Source organism: Streptomyces sp. NBC_01142 (assembly GCF_026341125.1).
Lineage (GTDB): Bacteria > Actinomycetota > Actinomycetes > Streptomycetales > Streptomycetaceae > Streptomyces.
This window is the reverse complement of sequence record NZ_JAPEOR010000001.1, coordinates 3812648-3832839: the sequence shown is the minus strand read 5'-3', so window position 1 is coordinate 3832839 and position 20192 is coordinate 3812648. Positions and strand designations below refer to the sequence as shown.

The 20192-nt window shown below is 68.9% G+C and carries 21 protein-coding genes and 3 pseudogenes; 13 read left to right on the top strand and 11 right to left on the bottom strand.

The window, feature by feature from the left end:
* Positions 1-93 precede the first annotated feature (93 nt).
* Positions 94-1206 (bottom strand): selina-4(15),7(11)-diene synthase, encoded by a 1113-nt coding sequence (locus OG883_RS17245; RefSeq protein ID WP_266541081.1) that lies wholly within the window; start codon positions 1204-1206, stop codon positions 94-96.
* A 249-nt stretch (positions 1207-1455) separates the two neighbouring features.
* On the opposite strand from OG883_RS17245, the gene OG883_RS17240 reads away from it, so the two are divergent.
* Both OG883_RS17240 and OG883_RS17235 read left to right on the top strand, forming a co-directional pair.
* The gene (locus OG883_RS17240) at positions 1456-1899 is read left to right on the top strand and encodes a hypothetical protein (protein ID WP_266541079.1); all 444 of its coding nucleotides are present in this window, start codon (positions 1456-1458) and stop codon (positions 1897-1899) included.
* Between the two features lie 302 nt (positions 1900-2201).
* A complete protein-coding gene (locus tag OG883_RS17235) occupies positions 2202-2489 on the top strand; it encodes a hypothetical protein (RefSeq protein WP_266541076.1) in 288 nt (95 codons plus the stop codon).
* 98 nt (positions 2490-2587) lie between these two features.
* On the opposite strand, the gene OG883_RS17230 is transcribed toward OG883_RS17235, so the two are convergent.
* The gene (locus tag OG883_RS17230; protein ID WP_266541074.1) at positions 2588-3883 is read right to left on the bottom strand and encodes a cytochrome P450; all 1296 of its coding nucleotides are present in this window, start codon (positions 3881-3883) and stop codon (positions 2588-2590) included.
* Positions 3884-4174: 291 nt separating this feature from the next.
* On the opposite strand from OG883_RS17230, the gene OG883_RS17225 reads away from it, so the two are divergent.
* A complete protein-coding gene (locus OG883_RS17225; RefSeq protein ID WP_323180913.1) occupies positions 4175-5548 on the top strand; it encodes a cytochrome P450 in 1374 nt (457 codons plus the stop codon).
* A 319-nt stretch (positions 5549-5867) separates the two neighbouring features.
* Here the strand turns inward: OG883_RS17225 and OG883_RS17220 are convergent.
* The 6 genes and pseudogenes from OG883_RS17220 to OG883_RS47030 form a co-directional block, all read right to left on the bottom strand.
* A pseudogene (locus tag OG883_RS17220) lies at positions 5868-6320 on the bottom strand (IS701 family transposase); the annotation flags it as partial.
* Between the two features lie 463 nt (positions 6321-6783).
* On the bottom strand, positions 6784-7041 hold the full coding sequence (locus OG883_RS17215) for a hypothetical protein (RefSeq protein WP_266541071.1): 258 nt from the start codon (positions 7039-7041) through the stop codon (positions 6784-6786).
* A gap of 53 nt (positions 7042-7094) precedes the next feature.
* On the bottom strand, positions 7095-7514 hold the full coding sequence (locus OG883_RS17210; protein WP_266541068.1) for a hypothetical protein: 420 nt from the start codon (positions 7512-7514) through the stop codon (positions 7095-7097).
* A gap of 98 nt (positions 7515-7612) precedes the next feature.
* Complete coding sequence (locus OG883_RS17205; RefSeq protein WP_266541058.1) at positions 7613-7822, bottom strand: hypothetical protein; 210 nt, start codon at positions 7820-7822, stop codon at positions 7613-7615.
* A 255-nt stretch (positions 7823-8077) separates the two neighbouring features.
* A complete protein-coding gene (locus OG883_RS17200; protein WP_266541664.1) occupies positions 8078-8434 on the bottom strand; it encodes a recombinase family protein in 357 nt (118 codons plus the stop codon).
* A pseudogene (locus OG883_RS47030) lies at positions 8412-8684 on the bottom strand (recombinase family protein); the annotation flags it as partial. The gene OG883_RS17200 and the pseudogene OG883_RS47030, both read right to left, overlap by 23 nt.
* Before the next feature lie 405 nt (positions 8685-9089).
* On the opposite strand from OG883_RS47030, the gene OG883_RS17195 reads away from it, so the two are divergent.
* From OG883_RS17195 to OG883_RS17170, 7 genes and pseudogenes are all read left to right on the top strand, one after another.
* A complete protein-coding gene (locus OG883_RS17195) occupies positions 9090-9842 on the top strand; it encodes a DNA-binding domain-containing protein (protein ID WP_266541056.1) in 753 nt (250 codons plus the stop codon).
* Positions 9839-10204 (top strand): recombinase family protein, encoded by a 366-nt coding sequence (locus OG883_RS17190; RefSeq protein WP_266541054.1) that lies wholly within the window; start codon positions 9839-9841, stop codon positions 10202-10204. The genes OG883_RS17195 and OG883_RS17190 overlap by 4 nt, the downstream gene beginning before the upstream one ends.
* Entirely contained in the window at positions 10183-10317 is a 135-nt protein-coding gene (locus OG883_RS47025; protein WP_353963137.1) for a helix-turn-helix domain-containing protein, read from the top strand. Before OG883_RS17190 ends, OG883_RS47025 begins: the two co-directional genes overlap by 22 nt.
* A 208-nt stretch (positions 10318-10525) precedes the next feature.
* The gene (locus OG883_RS17185; protein WP_266541052.1) at positions 10526-11326 is read left to right on the top strand and encodes a GNAT family N-acetyltransferase; all 801 of its coding nucleotides are present in this window, start codon (positions 10526-10528) and stop codon (positions 11324-11326) included.
* 654 nt (positions 11327-11980) lie between these two features.
* The gene (locus tag OG883_RS17180; protein ID WP_266541047.1) at positions 11981-12589 is read left to right on the top strand and encodes a peptidase; all 609 of its coding nucleotides are present in this window, start codon (positions 11981-11983) and stop codon (positions 12587-12589) included.
* Positions 12590-12742: 153 nt separating this feature from the next.
* Positions 12743-12892 carry a hypothetical protein gene (locus OG883_RS17175; protein WP_266541044.1) on the top strand — a complete coding sequence of 50 codons (150 nt, stop codon included), beginning with the start codon at positions 12743-12745 and terminating at the stop codon, positions 12890-12892.
* A 232-nt stretch (positions 12893-13124) separates the two neighbouring features.
* Positions 13125-13241: pseudogene (locus tag OG883_RS17170) on the top strand (hypothetical protein); the annotation flags it as partial.
* 390 nt (positions 13242-13631) lie between these two features.
* Here the strand turns inward: OG883_RS17170 and OG883_RS17165 are convergent.
* Positions 13632-14234 carry a hypothetical protein gene (locus OG883_RS17165; protein ID WP_266541036.1) on the bottom strand — a complete coding sequence of 201 codons (603 nt, stop codon included), beginning with the start codon at positions 14232-14234 and terminating at the stop codon, positions 13632-13634.
* Positions 14235-14815: 581 nt separating this feature from the next.
* A complete protein-coding gene (locus OG883_RS17160) occupies positions 14816-15826 on the bottom strand; it encodes an NADP-dependent oxidoreductase (RefSeq protein ID WP_266541661.1) in 1011 nt (336 codons plus the stop codon).
* A 111-nt stretch (positions 15827-15937) separates the two neighbouring features.
* On the opposite strand from OG883_RS17160, the gene OG883_RS17155 reads away from it, so the two are divergent.
* Positions 15938-16531, top strand: a complete 594-nt coding sequence (locus OG883_RS17155; RefSeq protein WP_266541031.1) for a TetR/AcrR family transcriptional regulator — start codon at positions 15938-15940, stop codon at positions 16529-16531.
* 469 nt (positions 16532-17000) lie between these two features.
* Complete coding sequence (locus OG883_RS17150; protein ID WP_266534610.1) at positions 17001-18209, top strand: IS110 family transposase; 1209 nt, start codon at positions 17001-17003, stop codon at positions 18207-18209.
* A 133-nt stretch (positions 18210-18342) separates the two neighbouring features.
* Here OG883_RS17150 and OG883_RS17145 read toward each other — a convergent pair whose 3' ends face one another.
* Positions 18343-19254, bottom strand: coding sequence for a LysR family transcriptional regulator (locus tag OG883_RS17145; protein ID WP_266541028.1), 912 nt, complete (start codon positions 19252-19254; stop codon positions 18343-18345).
* A gap of 116 nt (positions 19255-19370) precedes the next feature.
* Here OG883_RS17145 and OG883_RS17140 point away from each other — a divergent pair, with 116 nt between their 5' ends.
* Positions 19371-20162 (top strand): inositol monophosphatase family protein, encoded by a 792-nt coding sequence (locus OG883_RS17140; protein WP_266541025.1) that lies wholly within the window; start codon positions 19371-19373, stop codon positions 20160-20162.
* Positions 20163-20192: the final 30 nt, after the last annotated feature.

The following is a 20192-nucleotide window of genomic DNA, read 5'->3' as shown; positions in this document are numbered from 1 at the left end:
GGACCGACGCGTGTCGTCTGGGGGCCCACGTGTGCCAGATCGGCTGCCGCTCGCACATGCCACGAGTTGGCGGCCTGGGGTCTGTCTGGGCTGCTACTGCGGCGCGCGTCGAGGCCTCCGCGGAGCGCGGGAGTGCTCCAGGGGCGCCGTCCTGGAGGCAGGCACCAGGTCCCACCACCAGGAAATCGACGGGATGTCCAGCGGGTCGGAGCTGTCGTCGGTCGGCTGGTCGGAGAACGACGAGGAAAGGGTGGCCGGGTCGTCGGGCGTGGTGTAGCGCAGTGAGCTGACGCTCCAGTCCTGGGTCGCCCGGATGAAGGAGCCGAGGTTACTCAGGTATTGCCGCAACTGGGGGCTTCCCTCGTCGTCCAGTTTCGCACGCAGGCTCAGAAAGAGGCACATCACCCTGTCGCGTTGGGCTATTGCCCTGGTCAGAGCCTGGTCCGGGCTCAATGCGTACTCGTGCTCCAACACCCGGATGACGTTGACGTAGTAGTTCGTTCCGCGGCTCTCCTTGTGGTGGGAGTAGATGTCGTTGTCCCACGTGGTGATGAACGACGTCATCTCGGAGGCGGCCCGCACTGCCATGCTGTCCCGCTCGTGCGGCAGGAGCTCGAATCCGTAGCCCATCTCCAGGAACGGCTGCACCACGGATGTCGCGCCGTCGTAAAGGCGCATCAGCGCGTAGTCGTTCAGCCCAGGGACCCGGCCCGCGGCCCGGTTCTCGGCCTCCCACACCACGGCGAAGAAGTATTCGCGCAGAGTGTCCACCCAGCGCCCGGCCTGGAGAGCGGTTCCGCAGCGGGAGACCCGCAGCGTGAGGTCCCTCAGCCCCTCGGCGAGGGGATCGTCCATGAGCATGGGAACCTCGGGGTTCTGCGCAATGCGCAGCAGCCGCTGGAGGGCCGCCGCCAGCTGGCCCGGCTTGTCGCCGAGACTGCCTTCCTCGCAGTAGCCGTCGTCCACGCCGAAGAGCCAGATGACGAAGTCGGAGAGAAGGGAGACGACCTCCTCCTGGCCCTCAGGAAGGATGCGAGCGGCGAACACGCCGATGTCCTGGGTGACGAGGCGGCTTCGCCAGTCGGGTGATCCGATGTTGAAGGTGTCGGCCCAGGCTGCGGTCCGGGCGTCGATTGCTGCGTGGTTCGGGTGCACGGCGGGAGGGATGGGAGCGTATATGGGGGGAACTGCCAGTGCAGGCCTCACTCGTGATTCCCTTTCAGTTGATGGCGCGCGCGAGCACTCTGGGGAGGGCGTGTACAGACCATGGCCGGAACTGCACGGTGAGTGATCAACTAGAGGGCATAGTACTGAGCGGAAGTCGGCACTCCAAGGGCTGCCGGCCGTCGCAAGAGCCAAGCTGGCAACCGACGTTGAGTCGTCGAGCGTGCCTTCGCCCCCTTGCGCCACTTCTTGCACGAATTGCCATGCAACTTCCCTATGGACGTGGAGAGCATGAGCATCTGGCCCAGCTACGTCGAGCAGGCACTGCGTGAGCTCGGCCCAGCCACCGGTTCGTACGTGGTGCAGATCGTCGACGAATTCGTCGACGAATTCGCCCCGGCCGGGCAAGAGGACCTGGTCCTGCGATACGCCCGCCCGGTACCGGTCCACGTCACTGCGGGGGTGCTCGGCATGGACGAGCGCTACGCCGCAGACATTGGGCAGTCGCTACCAGCACTCATGGGCCGCTCCTCGCGTCCAAAGCGCGCCCACGAGGCGATAAAGAGCGTCTGCGAGCAGCTGGTTGCCGAGAAGGCCCGGGCAGCGGGCCCCGACCTTGTCTCGTGGATGCTTCACCACGCCCCGCCCGACCAGCACGCGGGCATGCCCAGCCAGGTGCACCGGCTCCCCTGGGCATCACCGCCACCGCCACGTCGAGGACCATCCTCGAGTTGAGCCGCTGCGAGGACCATCCTCGAGTTGAGCCGCTGCATTCCCTCGCCCGGCGGCCGTGCCACCGAACCGGCACCGGGAGACGCCGCGGCTGTCCAGCACGCCCTCCCGATTGGCGCCCAGAGGGTGGTGGGCCTCCTGGTGGCGACGGCGGTTGAACGGATCCTGTCGCGCCTGCCGGACGTGCGGCTTCGGATGCCACTGGCTGAGGTGCTGTGGGAGCCGGTACTCGGCGTGAGCTGCCCGCAGTCTCTGCCAGCTGTTTTCTCACCAGTGCGCATGAGGTACACAGGCGACGACATTGCTTGGTTGCCGGCGCCCACCTTCACCACCAGTCCGCCGATGTAGCCCTGCCATCCGGCATGGGCCCGACGCGCTACTGCCTGGGAGCGCGGCTGGCCAAGATGGAAACGGAGATCGCGCTTCGTGCACTCTTGCGCCGCTACCTCGACCTCAGGCTGGCCTCCGAGCCTGCCCGCCTGACGTCGATCTCACTCCAGGGGTACCAGTCCCTGCCGATCGATCTGCACGGCGGGGACGGAACGCCGACCGGTGCACTGTCGGTGGACCAGGACGCAGCCGTGACTGCCTGAGCGGCGTGGGCCGCTGAATAGCCCGGGCGAGCGGCGGTTTCCGCATCCCCCCGTGGGGTCCGGATCACGTGATCCGGACCCCACGGCTGTTTCTGGCGTCAGCCAAAGAGCCTGCGCCACCACGGCTTGCGGACCGCGACCGGCGCGGGCGCGGGAGCGACCGAATGCGCGGCAGCTGGCAGCGGCTGGGCGGAGGATGGCGAGGACGGGCCGCCGGCACTGTCCTTCTTCGGCCGCTGGGGCGTGAAGCGCGTGGGCAGGTTGTTCAGGCGGGAGGAGACCAGGGAACCGGTCACGTACAACTCGTCCTCGAGCACGGAGAGCTGGACATCGGGCAGTCGGGCGAGCAGCGTGTCGATGCCCGTGTCTGCGATGGCCCGCCCGATGTCCTGGCCGGGGCACTCGTGCGGCCCGCTGCTGAAGGCAAGGTGTGAGCGGTTGCCGTGCACGGGCCTGGACAGGTCCGGCCGGATCTCGGGATCGACGTTGCCGGCCGCCAGGCCCAGCATCACCAAGTCGCCTGCCTTGATCTCCTGGGTGCCGAGCCGTGTGTCGCCGGTCGCCCATCGGGTGGGCACCACGGTGAGCGGCGGCGCATCCCACATCACCTGGTCCAGAGCGTCCGGCAGGGTCATCGCACCTCCGGACAGGCTCGAGCGGAAGCGCCGGTCGGTCATCACCATCCGCAGCGTGTTCGCGATCAGGTTGGTGGTGTTCTCGGTCGCAGCGACGATGGCATGCCGCAGGTGCTCCATCACCTCGTCGTCCGTGAGAGCCGACTCGTGGCGCAGCAGCCAGCTGGCGAAGTCCTCGCCGGGCCGCTCCTTCTTCCGCTTGACGAGCTCCTGCATGACACCCACGACGAACTGGTTGCTCTGAAGCGCCGTTTCGGTGCCCTTGACCATGTCACGCACGGCTGCACCCAGCGGCAGCGCGTCCTGCTCGGGCACGCCGAACTGCCGGGCCATGACGAGGATCGGCAGCTTCTCGGCGAAGTCCGCCACCAGGTCGGCCCTGCCGGCGCTGGCGAAGTTGTCAACCAGCCGGTGCGTGTAGCGCACGACGTAGCGCCGCATTCCGTGCCGGTTGAACTGTGCTAGGCCCTCTGTCACTGCCGCCCGCAGTCGTGCGTGCTCCGCGGCGTCGGCGAAAGCCAGCATCGGTTGCCATGCGGTCATCGGCAGCAGTGGGGAGTCGGGCTGCAACCGGATGTTCCATATGCGGGAGTCGTTGCAGTACAGGGAGGGCGACCGCATGACCTCCAGGTTCTCCCGGTGTCCCAGTACCAGCCAGGCCGGTACGTCACCGGGAAGCAGCACGGGCGCCACCGAGCCGTGCTCCTGACGCAGCTTGGCGTAGAACGCGTACGGCTCCTCCGCTTCCGGTCCGTACATCCGTCGCACCCCAGAACCGAGTGCGTGTGCCGGGCACCCCGGAAGCGGTAGCGCCGCGGCCGAGATGCCTGACGAGTCTGGGTACGGGGTGGTCACAAGGCCTCCGGGAAGCAGCGGCGCGGGGGATGTCGCGCACAGATGGCGTAGAGGAGCGCACGCAGCATATCTGTGGTCCATACCGCCCAAGCAGACGGCCTTGTGCCGAACTCAGTCCTGGATAAGATCATTTGACGATCTGAGGCCTCACACTGAGGGCCCACCTGGTGATGGGATCTTCCCCATTTTCGGCAGGTGCACGACCTAGAGAGAAAAGGGTTCCCGGTGTCAGCTGGTTTGCAGACGGTTCCACACGCTCCTGGAGCGGTTCCGCTTCTGGGTCACGCTCTGGCCTTGTGGCGTGATCCCCTCGGCTTCGTGAAGTCGCTGCGGCAGCACGGTGACCTGGTCCGTATCGATTTCGGGACGATGCCCACGTACGTGCTCACGTCGGCCGAGCTGGTCCACGAGGTGACCGTGAGGCAGGCACGCAGCTTCGAGAAGGGGCGCTTCTTCGACCGGCTGCGGCCGCTCGCCGGCAACGGCCTGGCCAACGCGAACGGCGAGGTGCACCGCGCGCACCGGCGGCTGATCCAGCCGATGTTCTCCAAGGACCGCATCGCGGCCTACTCCGAGATCATGAACCGCCACGCCCGTGAGCTGGCCGACTCCTGGAAACCCGGGCAGGTGATCGACCTCCAGCATGCGATGGCCAAATACTCGATCGACACGCTTACATCGACCCTGTTCTCGGCGGACATCGGGCTGCCGGCAGTCGAAGCCATTCGCGTCAACCTGCCCGTCGTGATGAAGAACCTGCTGATACGGGCAGGGTCACCCAAGCTCCTGGACCGGCTGCCGATCCGTGCCAACCGCGACTTCGATGCGGCGAGCAAGGCGCTGCGCGTGGTGATCGATGAAGTGGTGGCCAACGCCCGACGCTCGGGAGACACCGAGCGGGGCGACCTGCTGTCGATGCTGCTCGCTGCCCAGGACGCGGACAACGGAAAGACACTCTCCGACGTCGAGGTCCGCGACGAACTCAGCACCATTCTGTATGCAGGAGTCGAGACCACCGCCGCCACGCTCGCCTGGACCTTTCATGAAGTGGCGAACCACCCCGAGGTGGAGAAGCAGCTGGTCTCCGAGATCCGGGAGGTCGTCGGCGACCGGCCCGTCACCATCGCGGACGTGCCCCGTCTGGAGGGGATCCGCCGCGTGCTGGACGAGGCCATCAGATTGCACGGGGTCCCCTTCCTGATGCGCCGCACCACCGAGCCGGTAGTGCTCGGCGACACCGAATTCCCCGCCGGCACGGAGGTCGGCTTCAGCCTCTACGCCATCCACCGCGATCCGACGGTCTACGTGAACGCCGACACCTTCGATCCCGGCCGCTGGCTCCCCGAGCGCCGGGACACCATCCCGCGTGAGGCGTTCGTGCCCTTCGGCGCCGGCAACCGCAAGTGCATCGGGGACCAGTTCGCCTGGACAGAGGCCATCATCGCCATTGCCACGCTGCTCGCCCAGTGGCAGTTCACCCCGAAGCCCGGCCATCGGACCAAGGAAGTCGCTTCAGCAGTGGTCCACGCCGACAGCATCCCTGTGACAGTTCAGCCGCGGAGAGACTGAACCAGTTCCGCACCGACCACCGCATCGAACCCTTGGAGAAGCATGAGCACCCTCGTGCGGGACTGTGGGCGCTAGCACTCCAGTGAGAAATCGTTGCCTGAGCTGGTCTTTCTTCGATAGTGGCAGCGGCGGTCGGTGGCTTGGTGCCGTCTTCGCCAGTGAGACCAGTTGAGGGCGTGAGCGGTTGGGTCGTTGTGGGGTGAGAGCTGGGGAAGCAGAGTGTCCAGGAGCCGCCGGATCTCTGCCACGGTGAGTGGAACGGTGCTGGTGGCGTCGTTTCTGCCACCCCCCTTTCGGTACTCTGGGCCGTGACGGCGGCCAGGAACGCGTGGGCGAGCATGGCCAGGGTGGTGTGCCGGTACCAGCCCGGATAGCGGCGGACCTCGTACTGGTCGAGACCGCACTCGTTCTTGGCAGCCTGGAAGGCTTCCTCGATCGCCCAGCGGCTGCCGACGATACGGACCAGTTTCTCGACAGGCGTGGTGTTGGGCGCGTAGGCGATCTCGTCGGGCCGGGACAGGCTGCGGCGGGCCAGGACCCACCGCTGGTGGGTCGGGCGGTCGCCGTCGAAGTCCCAGATGGCCGGCAGAAGGGCAGCGGCCCAGTCGTACAGGCGAGGGCCTTTCGCGCCGTCCCCGCATGACAGTCGCTCCCACGCCTTCTCCGGGGCCTGGGCAATTGCGAAGTCGATGCGGCCCACCGCATGGACGTGCTGGGATTTCGGCACGGCCAGGACGTAACCCACCCCGGCTTCCTCCAGGGTCCGGCGCATGACCTTTCGGCACGCGAAACGTTGGTAATTGCGACTCGTTCACTTGTCCTGACGCCCCCACGACGGGACTTGTGTGGGTGGCAGCCCTGACTCCGCGCCCGGCGTCGGGGCTGTCGCCGTTCCGGTGCCGGGCCGGTCGGCCGTGGTTGGGCTGTGACTTTCAGAGCTCCGTGGCGTGGCTACTCGGCGGCATATGGCGCGAACACCCGTGCGACAAGGCGGCCTTGTCGCGCACGGGCCGCGACCCGCCCAATCGGCTCCAAGGCTTGCGCGTGCGCGCTCGCGCGCGAGGAAGGCGGCGGCGGGTCCTGGCTCCGGTTAAGGGGAGATGATCCCAGGACCGCGCGACCCGAGGACACTGGGGCGCATGGACGACGCCGCCGACGGCCGGTGCCCGGCCGCGCGCATCGGCCCCGACCCCGTGCGAGGGGCCGGCCGTCCCGGACGCAGCAGGACACCTGTGTTACAGGCGGGCGAGGCTCACGAGCAGGTTCAGGCCGGGTTCGTCTGCCCGGAATGCAGCCAGTCCGGATTCGTCCAAGAGGGTGCGTGCATCGCTTGCCAGGAATAGGGCCAGAGCTTCGAGCGGGTCTTCTGCGGCCACCTCAGCTGTTGCGGACTCTGTGTCCAGGGCCACGGACACGGCGTTGCGGGCCTCCGCGACGCCGGCCGCCAAGCGGTGGCCAGTAGAGCCGTTGATGTACCAAGAGACCAGGATCATGCAGGAAGACTAGCCATCCACGGCCGCGTTGATGATGGTGATGTCCGGAAAGTTCACGAACACCGCAGGCGGGGGGGCCGGGGGCGCGCGTCGTCGCCCGCCGATCCGCGGGCGGTGGGCTTCCACGACGACCCAGCACCGGTGACGGCGTCGGCTTCGAGGTTGGCTGTGCGGCGGCGCGCGTCGACGGTGGTGATGGAGGACATCTGCGCCTGCCACGCCATCCGTCGGCCGGAGCCGGTGGTGGCCAGGACATCGGCACGCCATCGTCCGTCGGGGCCGGGTACTTCGAGTTCGGCCTGGTGGCCGGCCGCGCGGATCGCGCTGGCGAGCTGGAGCTTGAGAAGTCGGTGCTCCATGGTCTCCAGGCCAAGGGAGCACTCGGCACCGTCGAGGTCGTGGGCGAAGTACCGCAGACCGGCGATGGACCGCTTGGCGTGCATCCGGTGCTCGCAGTAGATGCAGTGCAGCACCGCGCGGGGCGTGACCCGGTGGACGTGCTCCCAAGCCCAGCCGCACCCCAGGTCGTCCTGGGTGGCATCGAGCAGCCCGCGGCCGGGGTGGCGTGCGGTCAGCGGAATGACGCTGGAGGCTCGTAGTACGCGGAGTCGAGCTGGACGCCGCGCACCCACTGGGCGAAGTGCTTGTCCTCCCCGGCTTCACGCTCCAGTGCACGGCCGCTGACGTAGAGCGTGGTGACCGGCTCTTCCGTTTCGAAGTCGAAGCGGGTCTCGTGGGCTGCCTGGTAGCCGCCGTAACCAGAGATGTCGTGGATGGACATCCGTCCGGCCCGGCCGAAGACGAGCGCGGGCTCCAGGTGCTCGAAGAAGACCCCGGTCTGCGGCCCCCGCCGCCGCCTGCCCGCGCGAACCCCACGGCGAAGCCGCGCATGACGAACTGGGTGTCGATGTCCCTGGCGTCGTCGGGGAGAGGCGTGACCCGGTGGATGTGGTCGTAGCCAGGCTGCCGCCCGGTCCACGCTCACGTCTTGTCCTCGCAGGCGGGGCAGGTGCTGGCGGGCTGGTCGCTCATGGGCTCATTCCTCATCGGGCCGGCGTGCTTCGGACGTGGCGGCGCTGGCTTCGTCGTACGCGGCGAGGGTCTGGTAGAGGGCGGGCCGGCCGATGCCGAGGTGCGCGGCGATGGCGGTGACCGACTCCTGCGCGTCGCGGCGCCGCAGGGCGACGGCGAGCATGTCGCCGTCGACGGCCGGCGGGCGGCCGCCGTGCTTGCCGTTCGCCGCGGCGGTGTCCAGGCCGACGAGGGCCCGTTCGTGGATGAACTCCCGCTCGACCTCGGCCATCGCGGCGAAGACGACGAAGACGACCTTGCCCGTAGGTACCCGCGAGGGGGCCGGTGCGGATCTCCAGGCGGTGCCCGCGCTCGGCGAGATCCTGCGCGCTGGTGATCAGCTCGACCATGTTGCGGCCGAGGCGGTCGAGCATGGCGACGGTGAGGGTGTCGGCCGGGCGGAGGTCGGCGAGGGCCGCGTTGTACTCGGGCCGGATCTTCTCCCAGGTGCCGACCTTCTCGACGTAGATGCGCACGCACTCGGCCGCCTTGAGGGCTCGGACCTGCCCAGCGAGGTCCTGGCCCTTGCTGGACACCCGGGCGTAGCCGACTCGGTCGCCGGTGCGCTCCAGTGCGGCGAGCAGGCGGGGGTCGAGCTCGGGGCCGGCCGGGGCCGCGGGCGGCGGGGATGCGGATCGCGGGTCCGGACTTCAGTCCAGGGATCTTCGCGTAGCGGCCGGTGTGATAGACGACGGCGACGACGCCGGAGTTGGCCCGGCACGCCGATCCGGGCACCGCCCCGCAGCGCGGGCACGGTTCGCGCTCAACGAGCTCAGCGCGGGCGATCTCGTCCAGGTCGCCGTTCACGTGTTCCCCTCCCTGTGGATGTCCGTAGTCACGTGCACGGATGAGCTGGGGGTTCGCCGTCGCGTGCAGCGAAGTGCGAACTCACCGGTCAGCCCGAAGTCCCCTGCTCTACGGTCGACTTGGCCGTAGTCGTGTGCGTGACGGGGGGCTTCCGGGTGGTCGATGCACCGGTGGCCGAGCGCGGGGTGCTGACCGCGCCAGACGAGCTGTGGGATGCCGCGGTGCGGCAGGCCGAAGCGATAGGGCCGCTTGCCGAAAAGGACCCGGTGGGGATGACGGACGCGGATGATGCCGCCGCGATGCTTCAGGTCTCCCGGCGCCAGGTGTACGTGCTGGTCGGGCGGTGGCGGGCAGGCGGGCGAAGGGGGGTATCGGATCTGCTGCCGGGGCGCTCCAGCGGTGGGCGCGGTGGTGGGCGGCTGTCCGATGAGGTCGAGGCGATCGTTCGAGAGGTTCTGCGCACCCGGTACCTGACGCGGCAGCGCCGAACCGTGGCGGCGGTCTACCGCGAGATCACGCGCCAGTGCCGGGCTCGCGGCCTGCGGGTCCCCTCACGCGGAACGGTGATGCACCGGATCGCGCGGCTGGACCCGGCGACCCCGGTAGGGGCACGGGAGGGCCGCGAGGCGGCCCGCCGGCTGCGGTCGGCGTGCGGCGTGCCGCCTGCGGTCACCGAGGTGTTGGAGCAGGTTCAGGTCGACCACACGCCGGTGGATGTGATCGTGGCCGACGAGCAGCACCGGCTGCCGATCGGTCGGCCGTATCTGACGGTGGCAATCGACGTGGTCAGCCGGTGTGTGGTGGGCCTGGTGGTGACACTGGAGGCGCCGTCAGCGACCTCGGTGGGGCTGTGCGTGGCGCATGCGGCCACCGACAAGCGGCCGTGGCTGGAGCGGCTGGGGTGGACGCGGTGTGGCCGATGAGCGGCAAGCCGCGCGAGCTGTATGTGGACAACGCCGCCTACGCCCGGCCCGGAGACACGATCGTGGTCTACACGCTCGACAGGCTCGGAAGGAACCTGCGCGAAGTCCTCAACCTCGTCTACGAGCTCAACGAGAAGCGGATCGGGGTCCGTTCGCTGGCCGACCCCCTGCCGATCAACACCGTCGACGAGGGCTTGGGCCGCATCGCCTTCCTGTTGCTGGCCCTGTTCGCCGAGATGGAGCGCACCTTCACCGCAGAACGCGCCGCCCACGCACGCGCCGTCGCCGAAGCAGCCGGCCGCCGCATCGACCGACCCGCGTCGCCCACCCCGCCGGCGAGATCGAGTACGCGCGGCTGCTGAAGCAGCAAGGCAGCAGCCTCGGCGAGATCGCGACCAAGACCGGCATACCCAAGACCTCCCTGCACCGCTATCTGACGGAAGTGAACCCCGCCGCCTCGACCGAGGGATCGTGATGACCGTGTCGAACCTCTTTCTTACGCTGGTCACTGGGCTATGAGGCGGGATCGACCTCCGGTACTGCCGCCCGGGGAGGAGTGTCCACAGTTGTCAGATCTCATGCTGGGGTTGCCGCCTGGATACCGAGCGCGCCCGAATACTGCCGACGACCTCGGCGATATCCATCGCTTGGTCACGGCCTGCGAGCGGGAGCTCTACGGGCAGGTGCATACCGATCTCGGCCGCATCGCCGCCGACTTGGCCAGACCAGGTCTGGCCCCAGAGTTGGATACCCGACTGATCCACGACCGGGCAGGGCAGCTGGCCGCTCGGGCCTGGGTGAACAGGCGCTCGGAGGTGGACGTCCACCCCGAGCACCGCGGCCGCGGCCTGGGTAGTGCCCTCCTCGACTGGGCCGAGGCCCGCGGCCGGCAGACGGGGAGCACGCGAATCGTCCAGACCGTCCCGGACAACGACAGAAACGCTGTCGCACTGCTGCGCTCGCGCGGATACGAGCCGGTGGTGACCGAATGGCTGCTGGAGTTCCTCATGCCGGAGGAACCGACCGTGCCCGAGCCTCCCGCAGGCATCACGGTCCGGCCGTTGGGCCCTGGCGACAAGCACGACGCACACCAAGTTGTCGAGGATGCCTTCGACGAATGGCAGCAGCGGCGCAAGACCTACCAGGAGTGGGCCCGGCACACCGTCGAACGCCCCACCTTCGCCCCCGCGATGTCAGCGCTGGCGTTCGCCGATGGCCAACTGGTCGGCGTTGCGCTCTCACTGGATCTCCCAGACACCGGCGAGGGCTACATCGAGCAAGTCGCGGTCCGCCGAGATCACCGCAACCGGGGCATCGCCCGTCTCCTGCTCCGCACCACGTTCCGCAGCTTCCATCAGCAGGGACGGCAGGCGTGCACCCTCGGGACGCACTCAGGAACCGGTGCACTCAACTTGTACCTGAGCGTGGGTATGGGAGTCCGGCACAGCTCCACGATCTTCCAAAAGAATCTACTGGCGGAGTAATGATCAGCCACAAGACCTCAGTGCATGGGACTGCGGACATCCGCGAAGCCGACTTCGAATACTGACATCGATCGTCACGCCTACCCCGCCCTCCCGGCGCTGCCGCAGTAAATGCGTACACCTCGCCCCGGCGGCCGGAATGGCCCGCCGCAGGTCGCGATGATCACGGTAGAGGCTCCGCCGCAGTAGATCCGGTATCTACGGGACCGAAACGAGAGGGGGCGGATGGCAAAACGCCGGCGGCCGCAGCCGCGGGACAACCGGGGCAGGTTCACGTCGCCGAAGATGCCGCTGTGGCTGATCCTGGCGGTGGTGGTAGTCGGGATCGCGATCGTCAGGTAGGGAGCACCACAACGCCCTCGGCCCTCTGAGCAACAGGAGCGGCTGGGCCACGATGCCGCGTACCGAAGGTCGAAGTCGGCGAAGAGCAACCGCGCAAGCTCAGACGCGACTCGTAGATCACGTGTGGCGTTCGCGTTCCGGCACCTCAAGGTCGTGCCGAACCCAGTGGCGCCTGCGCCCTGGCGGCCGTCCTCGGCGGCCTCGTCCCTCATGAGTCGGGGATGATCGGGGTGGTGATCTCTGGCGGCGGCGTGGACCTGCCCACCTTCCATCGGCTGATCAGCCAGGCCGCTCACCGGAAGGAACCCTCACGTGTGTGACCACCAGTTCCCCACCGTCACGCAGTACGCCAGTCCGGACCTGATCGCTGCCTTCGCCTACGAGGGCCGCGCCCGCGGATCCGATCCCCGCTGGGCCGAGTCCGGCGCCCCCGACCTCGACACCTACAGCCGGTGGTGCGGCCATATGTGCGGCATCGCCTGCCTGCGGATGGCGCTCCTCGCCCGTACCGGCGACGCACCCACCATGTTCGAGCTCCTCGACGGTGCCCGGAAGTACGGGGCGTACACCGAGGACGCGGACACCGGAGGGATCCGCGGCCTGATCTACGCCCCGTTCGTTCAGTACGTAGAGGACGTCCACCCCCTGGGCGCCGAGGTGCACCCGACCCTGACCGTGCCCGACCTCCTCGCACTGCTCGACCGGGAGCGGCTGGTGATGGCCTCCGTGCACAAGGAGATCCGCCGCCCCGAGAACCCCGCCCCCGGCAAGGGCGGGCACCTCGTGCTCGTCACCGGCCGCCAGGGCGACAGGGTGCACTTCCGTAACCCGTCCGGGCACACCGAGCAGGCCCGTACCGCGAACCTGCCCGTAGCCGAGTTCGCCGAGTTCTTCGGCGGCCGCGGGGTATCCCTGACCTGACACTGCTGGCGCCGCCCTACCTCGTTGAGTCGACCGGGTAAACGCCCGGGGGTTGGAGTCAGCCCTGACGTCGCTGAGTTTGGTGGCCCGGTGCGGGCTGTCGTCCTGAGGGGTGGCGCCGTGGCTGAGGCTTGGGATCGCCACCGTTTCCTGATGCCCGAGGGCGCCACGAACCCGGGAGGACCTCATGACCGACACCACTCCCCCCAGGACGCCACCACCCCCGACGCGGAGCTGACCGCCGAGCAGTGGCACCAGGACCTGTACGACGACTACGCCGCCAAGGCCTACGGGGAGCAGTGACCGATCCGGTGGGGGCTGGCTCTGGTAAGCCCCCACCGGCCGTGGTTTTCCGCCAACTCGGCGGGCGCGGGTCTGCGGGTTAACTGGCCAGACTTACCATCAGGCCCGTCGCGGCCCGCTGCCCGACCGCCGAGGTCGCACCCAACTGCCCCGTGGCTGCACTGTCGCTGACCGCCCCGTACCCCGCAAGCACCCTGGCCAGCTGGTGTGGGAGTGAACGCCCGCAACCGGCCTGTTCGGCGGCGAGAAAGTACTGCTGCCGATCGATCTGGTCCGCCGCCGAGTACAGCGGCCCGAGTGGAGCCCGGATCTGCTGCGTGCCACCAGCACCGGCCTGGCGTGCGGCAACACGCGCAATGAGGCGCTGGGGCACGCACTGTTGGAGGTGGTGGAGCGGGACGTGCTCTACCGGGACGGCAGTGCGGCGGGCGACGGCGCACCCTCATTCGCGCCCGTGGCGTGGTCCCAGCGGGTCCTGAGGGCGCACGGGGAGCGGACCGCTGGTACGGACGAGCCCGCAGCCGGGCTGTGCAGCAATGATCGGTCCCGGCGCCGCCCCACGGGGGAAGGGCGGCGCACCACTGGCTCTTCCTTCGCTGTCCGAACGCTCCAAGGAAGGCGCCATCGTGATCGTCTGCCACTCACCCGCAGTACCCGCCGACGTTTCACACCTCACCCCTGTCCTCCTTGTTCGCCGGCTCGCGGGCGGCCTGCGCAACGGCAGGCCCGATCGGACCGGCTATCCGGCTTCGGGCCGAGCGGCAGCCGATGCGTCGTTCGCTCGGCGGCGTCGGTAGTACGCGAGGGTGAGGATCGCCAGGAGCGGGCCCCAGGCGAGGAGCGGGGCGTACATCGTCCACAGCGCCCAGGCGGCCGGACCGCTGGTGGGGAAACCGTCGCCGTTCTCGTTCATCGGCTCCACGAAACCGAAGATTTGGTTCAGCACGCCGTATGCGCAGAACATCATGATCAGCGTTGCCCCGAGTGCGGCCGGAATGACCCCCGCCAGGATCGGAATCCGTCTACCGCGCAGCCCCGGCACCCAACGCGGGACGACTTCGCCCCACGGCCGCACCAGCCCGAGTGCGAGCAGCGCGAGTCCTTCAGAGACCACGGACAGCCCGATCACGTACGGGCGTTCCCACACCGCCCAGTGGTAGTCCGCGTCGTAGCCGGCCAGGCCCAGCACCAGCGCGAGACGCCACAACCCAGACGGCAGGACACACAGCGGGATGGCATGGGCCACCCGGACCGCCCAGCGGGGAACGGGCTTGCGGCCGGCCGGCGTGCCGACTGACATCTCGGCTGCCGTTGCTGCTGTGGCCTTGGCATGCGTGGTCATGTGTGCCCTCCCCGACGAGATCCGACGTTGCCGATCTTCGCGTGCGGGGTGGGTGCTCAGCGTCCGCCGCCGGGTTGACCGGCGCTCATCCGTGCGACGGAAGCCGGGGGCGACCACAGGACGACACCGCCGGCGCCAGCGCGAGCGGATTTCTCCAGTAACCCGCGGTGTCGGCAAACGATGGCGAGCTCAAGTGATCAACGCACCACCCACGGATGATCAGGTGATGTGGAGGCACAGGTGCGTGACTACGGGTTCGCGCCGGCTCAGCAGGATGAGATCTGGAAACGATGGCGTGAGGGGCGTCGTTGAGCTTGATGGGGTGGCCGCTCGGGGCTCCGATGCATCACAGTCGCCCTGAACCGATGCCTCAGTGTCGCCGTTCCGCCGGCATCAGGAATGCGACCGTCTCGGCGATCTCCTGCGGCGAACCGAGCCGACTGCACGGGGCGGCTCGGTTCGCCGCAGCGAGCATCGCGGCCCGCCTGGTCGCCAGACGCGCCCCAAGCTCTCCGCATCGGCGTCTCGACCGCCATCGGTGCCCCGCATTCGAGCGGCGGATGCGGTGAAACGGCTCGCCCCTAAGCGACCGTGAGCACGATCTTGCCCTGGATGTGCCCTTGGGCGGCGCGTTCGTGCGCGGCTCGGGCATCCGCGAGCGCAAACGTGCTGTCGATCGCGACGCGGACCGTGCCCGCGTCGAGCAGGCGTCCCAGTTCGGCAAGCTGCGCGCCGTTCGAGCGGACCTGTGCGGTCGAGACAGTGACGGCCAGCTTCGCGGTCTCTTCCTCGTCGAAGTCCCCGGGGAGCACAGGGAACTGGGCGCCGCCGCGCTTGAGTGTACGCAGGAAACGCTTGCTGCCGGGGCCGCCGACGGTGTCGAGAACGAGGTCGGCGTCGCGCACGAGTTCCTCAGGACGATTCTTGGTGTAGTCGATGAACCGGTCGGCGCCGAGCTCGCTCAGGAACGATTCATGCGCGCCCGATGCCACGGCGATGACACGTGCACCCCTCCACTTCGCCAGCTGCAGCGCGAGGTGCCCCACGCCGCCCGCGGCGCCGTTGATGAGCACCGTCGTGTCGGCGTCGAGTGCCGTCGGGCGATGCCGTGCCTCCTGGAAGGGCGAGGGGTGATCGTGTCCGACCTCGATCAGGAACTGCCACGCCGTCAGCCCGGCCATGGGCGCCCCGGCGGCGTGCACGTGGTCGATGCCGGCCGGCTTGCGTGCGAGGTCCGACGCGGGCGCGGCCACGTACTCGGCATATGCGCTGCCGTCGAAGCTGGGAAAACGCAGAAGACCGAAGACTTCATCACCTACGACGAGGCCGTCTACGCCCGCGGCGACGGCCTCGACGACGCCCGACACGTCCGTCCCCGGAATCACCGGCAGGCTGACCGTCGATTCCGTCTGCCCGGGCATCCTGGTCAGCCCACCGCGCAGGTACCAGTCCGGAGGATTGATGCCGGCCGCGTGCACACGGACGAGCACCTCGCCCGGCCCCGGCTCGGGAATCGGCACCTTGCCGTAACGCAGAACCTCAGGGCCGCCGTGCTCATGGAGCCGGACCGCCCTCATCGTGTGTGTCGGCATCGTTTTCTCCTGCCCGCGCTGCGGGATACGCTTATTCGGATCAGCGATCCACATAAACGGACCACTGATCCGAATATATGGACCACTGATCCGGATAGTCAAGAGGGAGAGATGCGGGCCGACGCCAGGAAGAACCGCGACCACCTGCTCGCAGAAGCGGGCACCGCCATCACCGAGCAAGGCGTCGACGTATCACTGCGCGACATCGCCCGCAGGGCCGACGTCGGGCTCGCGACACTGCTGCGTCACTTCCCGACGCGCGAGGCGCTGCTCGATGCCCTGCTCCGCACGAGCTTCGACGAACTGACGGCAAAGGCAGGCGCGCTCGAGACGTCGAGCTCGCCCGAAGACGCTCTCGTTTCGTGGCTACGCGACTGCGTCGCGTGGACAACCGAGTACCGGGGCGTGACCCTGCTGATGACAGCCGCCATCGAGGACACCGAATCCGCACTCCACGCTTCGTGCGTCACCCTGCGCGCAGCCGGTGCACGGCTCCTCACCCGCGCCCAGGCCGCGGGCATGGCGCGGAGCGATATCGATGGCACCGATTTGTTCGCGCTGATAGCCATGCTCGCTTGGCTCGGCGATCAACCCTCGCTCGCGCCACGCGCCGACCACCTCTTCGATGTTGTCGCGAACGCAATTCTGACGAGTGCAGGGAGCAGCCATGCCGAGGGGGAACGCCGTCCTCAGACCCGTAGCTAAAATCGTCGCGCACGCGGACCAGCGAACTCGGCCGCGCGTGACGGCTGCACACTCCACCGGATCCGCCACAGCACCCTGACATACGACGCCGAGGGCGGCACCTCCACCCCGATACTGTGGGCCCGCTCCCGCCATGCCTCCGTCCGCTCCCTGGAGCGGTACGCGCGCCCCGGCGTCGACGCGGTCGCCCGGCACGGCGCCGAACGCCCCCGTTACTTTCTTCGTGGCCCTGAAACGGGGCTCCTGGCCTCCGGGCCCGGCATGACTGTTGCCCCCTGTCGAAGCGATGACCTGGGGGGTGGTGTCACCGGGTCCGGGGCACCGTCTGACCGCTGATGAGAGGCCCGACCGTCACCCGGCCGAGCGCAACGCCCGGCCGTTGAAGGGTGGCAGGTCTGCGTAACGTGGATGCGCGCGCTCGGTGCCGGTGGGTGAGGCCGGGACGGAACGACCACCCTCGGGGGGTGCGGTGCTCGACACCGGTGAAATCGCGGTCTTCCTCGGCCTGGACGTCGGCAAGGGCGACCACCACGGCCACGGCCTGACAGCGGGCGGCAAGACCGTCTACGACAAGCGGCTGCCCAACAGCGAGCCGAAACTGCGGGCCGTGTTCGACAAGCTCACGGCCAGGTTCGGCCGCGTGCTGGTCATCGTGGACCAGCCCGCATCGATCGGCGCCCTGCCGCTCGCGGTGGCCCGGGACGCCGGCTGCCACGTGGCCTACCTGCCAGGGCTGGCGATGCGGCGGATCGCCGATTTGTATCCCGGTGAGGCCAAGACCGATGCCCGCGACGCGCACGTGATCGCGGACGCCGCCCGCACCATGCCTCACACCCTGCGGGCCCTGGAACTGGCCGACGAGACCGCGGCCCAGCTTACCGTCCTGACCGGCTTCGACCAGGACCTCGCCGCCGAGGCTACCCGCACCAGCAACCGGCTCCGCGGCCTGCTCACCCAGTTCCACCCGAGCCTGGAGCGAGTACTGGGGCCCCGCCTGGACCACCAGGCTGTGACGCACCTGCTGGAACGCTTCGGCTCGCCCGCCGCCCTGCGTAAGGCCGGACGCCGCAGGCTCGTGAACCTGATACGGCCCAAGGCCCCGCGCATGGCCGAACGCCTGGTGGACGACATCTTCGACGCGCTCGACGAACAGACCGTCGTGGTCCCGGGCACCGGCACCCTGGACGTGGTCGTGCCCTCGCTGGCCCGCTCGCTGGCCGCCGTCCACGAACAACGACGCGCTCTGGAAGCCCAGATCGGCGAGCTGCTTGAGTCGCACCCTCTTTCCCAGGTCCTGACCTCGATGCCCGGAGTCGGTGTCAGGACCGCCGCCACCTTGCTGGTCACCATCGGCGACGGCACCTCGTTCCCCACTGCCGCCCACCTTGCCTCCTACGCCGGCCTCGCCCCGGCAACGAGGTCCTCCGGATCCTCCATCCACGGCGAACACGCCCCCAGAACAGGCAACCGGCTCCTGAAACGGGCCATGTTCCTCTCCGCGTTCGCCGCCCTGCACGACCCCGCCTCCCGCACCTACTACGAACGGCAAAGAGCCCGCGGCAAGACCCACACACAGGCCTTGCTCCGCCTCGCCCGCCACCGCATCAGCGTGCTGTTCGCCATGCTCCGCGACGGCACCTTCTACGAATCCCGCACCCCCGAGACAGCCACCGCATGACCTGCTCAGGCTTGACGAAGGACATAGAGGCACCCCCCCCGCCCGACGGATGCGCTGACGCCTCAAGATCAACAATTGGCGGCTTCTGAGCTCACCTCGGCGTCACTCCCGGCTGGGTTGGCTGGTGCGATGATCAGGTATTTGGTGGTGCAAACAGTGCCTGGACGGTTTCGGTGGCCAGGTCGCGCAGCCAGATGTGGGCGCGGTCTTCGTCATAGCGCTGGTGCCACAGCAGGTACAACGAGACATCGGGCAACTGGAGTGGTGGCGGCAGCGCGACCAGGCCGAGTTGGTCCCGGGTCGCGCGGGTGACCGCGTCGGGAAGGGTGACCACCAGGTCGCTGGCGAGCGCGAGTTGCAGCGCGAAGGCGGCGGTGGGCCCGGCGGCGACGACGCGTCGTTCGAGGCCGCGCGTGGTCAGGGCGTCGTCGATCGGGTCGCGCAAGCTTCCACGCCGCGAAACGGTGAGGTGTTCGGCGGCTGCGTAACGCTCAGGGCTCAGCCGACCCTCGGCGAGCGGGTGGCCTGGTCGGACGGCGACGACCAGCCGGTCCCTGCCGACGAGGCGGTGGCGGATGTCGGGGAATGTCGGCTGACTGGAGCTGGATTCGAGGTCGACCTCTCCCCGGCGCAGCTCGGGGGTGTCCGTGCCGGGTTCGGCGGACAGGCGCAGCCGGACGCCGGGGGCCTGGTGGTGGACGGCCGTGGTCAGGGCGGTGCCGCAGGCTGCGGTCAGGGCGTCGTGCCAGCGCACGGTGAACACCCGGTCCAGAGCTGCCAGGTCGAGTTCTTGCTGCGCGGACAGGAGGTGGTGGGCCTGCTGCACGAGGGCGTGAACCTCGGCGCGCATGGCCAGCGCGCGGGTGGTGGGGACCATGCTGCGGCCGGTGCGGACCAGGATCTGGTCACCGGTGACCTTGCGGATGCGGCCCAGGGAGCGGCTCATCGCCGGTGCGGTGACGTGGAGGCGGGCTGCGGCGCCGGCGACACTGCCCTCTTCCAGCAGCGCGTCCAGGGCCGTGAGCAGGTTCAGATCCAGTTGCATGAAAGTAACTCTACAAGTGACATGCATGCACTTGTTGTTAATCGTAAGGCGGCCTACTTTCGAACTGCGGGGGCGAGACAAACCGCCCCGCATCGACCGACCCCAGGGAGCCCACCATGAGCACAGTCATGCCTTTCGACGCCGACACGACGCTCATGTCCGATGTGACAGCTGCGGTGAAGACCGCCGGCCTCACGCTGCGCGGCCGCTACACCACGCACGCCCGAGGCGTGAGTCTGGACGAGGTCGTCGATGAGATCCACGCCAACGACGACGCGGTGCTGGACGTGCTGCGGGAACCGCTGCTGCGGGCCCGGCGAGGGTCGCAGTGGGCCGAGGACGAGCTGGCCGGCGGCGCGCTCCCGCCCGGGGAGTGGTGGGTCGTCGACCCCGCCGAGGGCAACATCAACCACGTCCACGCCATGGAGGACTGGGCCGTCACCGCCACCCTGGTCCGCGACAACAGGCCGGTGCTCACCGTCGTCCACCTGCCTCTGACCGGCGACACTTACACCGCCGTCGCCGGCGGCGGTGCCCGCCTCAACGACCGACCCCTGAAGGTGTCCGCCAAGACCGATATGGGCGCCGCGCTCACCGGCACCGGTCAGGCCAAGCCCGGCGAGGACGAGCGCACCTTCCGGCGGATCGGTGACTCCGTCACCGCCATGCTCATCAACGGCCTGGTCGTGCGCGTGTCCGTTCCCGCCACGATGCAGCTCATCCACGTCGCCGCCGGACGCATGGACGCGTTCTGGCAGTTCTCCGACGTCCGCTCCGGCCTGGTCGCCGGCGCCCTGCTGGTCTCCGAGGCGGGAGGCACCGTCACCGACCTGGCGGGCGAACCCTGGAACACGGGCAGCCGCGACTTCCTGGCCGCCGCCCTCAAGGTCCTCTCGCCGATCGCCTGACCGGACGCCTCCGCTCTTCCCACCCGATAC

Coding starts and splice junctions, on each gene's coding strand:
- OG883_RS17145 (WP_266541028.1), bottom strand. CDS start 19,254: ATGCAACTGGATCTGAACCTGCTCACGGCCCTGGACGCGCTGCTGGAA.
- OG883_RS17175 (WP_266541044.1), top strand. CDS start 12,743: ATGCCCGAGGGCGCCACGAACCCGGGAGGACCTCATGACCGACACCAC.
- OG883_RS17160 (WP_266541661.1), bottom strand. CDS start 15,826: ATGCCGACACACACGATGAGGGCGGTCCGGCTCCATGAGCACGGCGGC.
- OG883_RS17230 (WP_266541074.1), bottom strand. CDS start 3,883: ATGTACGGACCGGAAGCGGAGGAGCCGTACGCGTTCTACGCCAAGCTG.
- OG883_RS17215 (WP_266541071.1), bottom strand. CDS start 7,041: ATGATCCTGGTCTCTTGGTACATCAACGGCTCTACTGGCCACCGCTTG.
- OG883_RS17190 (WP_266541054.1), top strand. CDS start 9,839: ATGAGCGGCAAGCCGCGCGAGCTGTATGTGGACAACGCCGCCTACGCC.
- OG883_RS17165 (WP_266541036.1), bottom strand. CDS start 14,234: ATGACCACGCATGCCAAGGCCACAGCAGCAACGGCAGCCGAGATGTCA.
- OG883_RS17240 (WP_266541079.1), top strand. CDS start 1,456: ATGAGCATCTGGCCCAGCTACGTCGAGCAGGCACTGCGTGAGCTCGGC.
- OG883_RS17205 (WP_266541058.1), bottom strand. CDS start 7,822: ATGTCCATCCACGACATCTCTGGTTACGGCGGCTACCAGGCAGCCCAC.
- OG883_RS17140 (WP_266541025.1), top strand. CDS start 19,371: ATGAGCACAGTCATGCCTTTCGACGCCGACACGACGCTCATGTCCGAT.
- OG883_RS17155 (WP_266541031.1), top strand. CDS start 15,938: ATGCGGGCCGACGCCAGGAAGAACCGCGACCACCTGCTCGCAGAAGCG.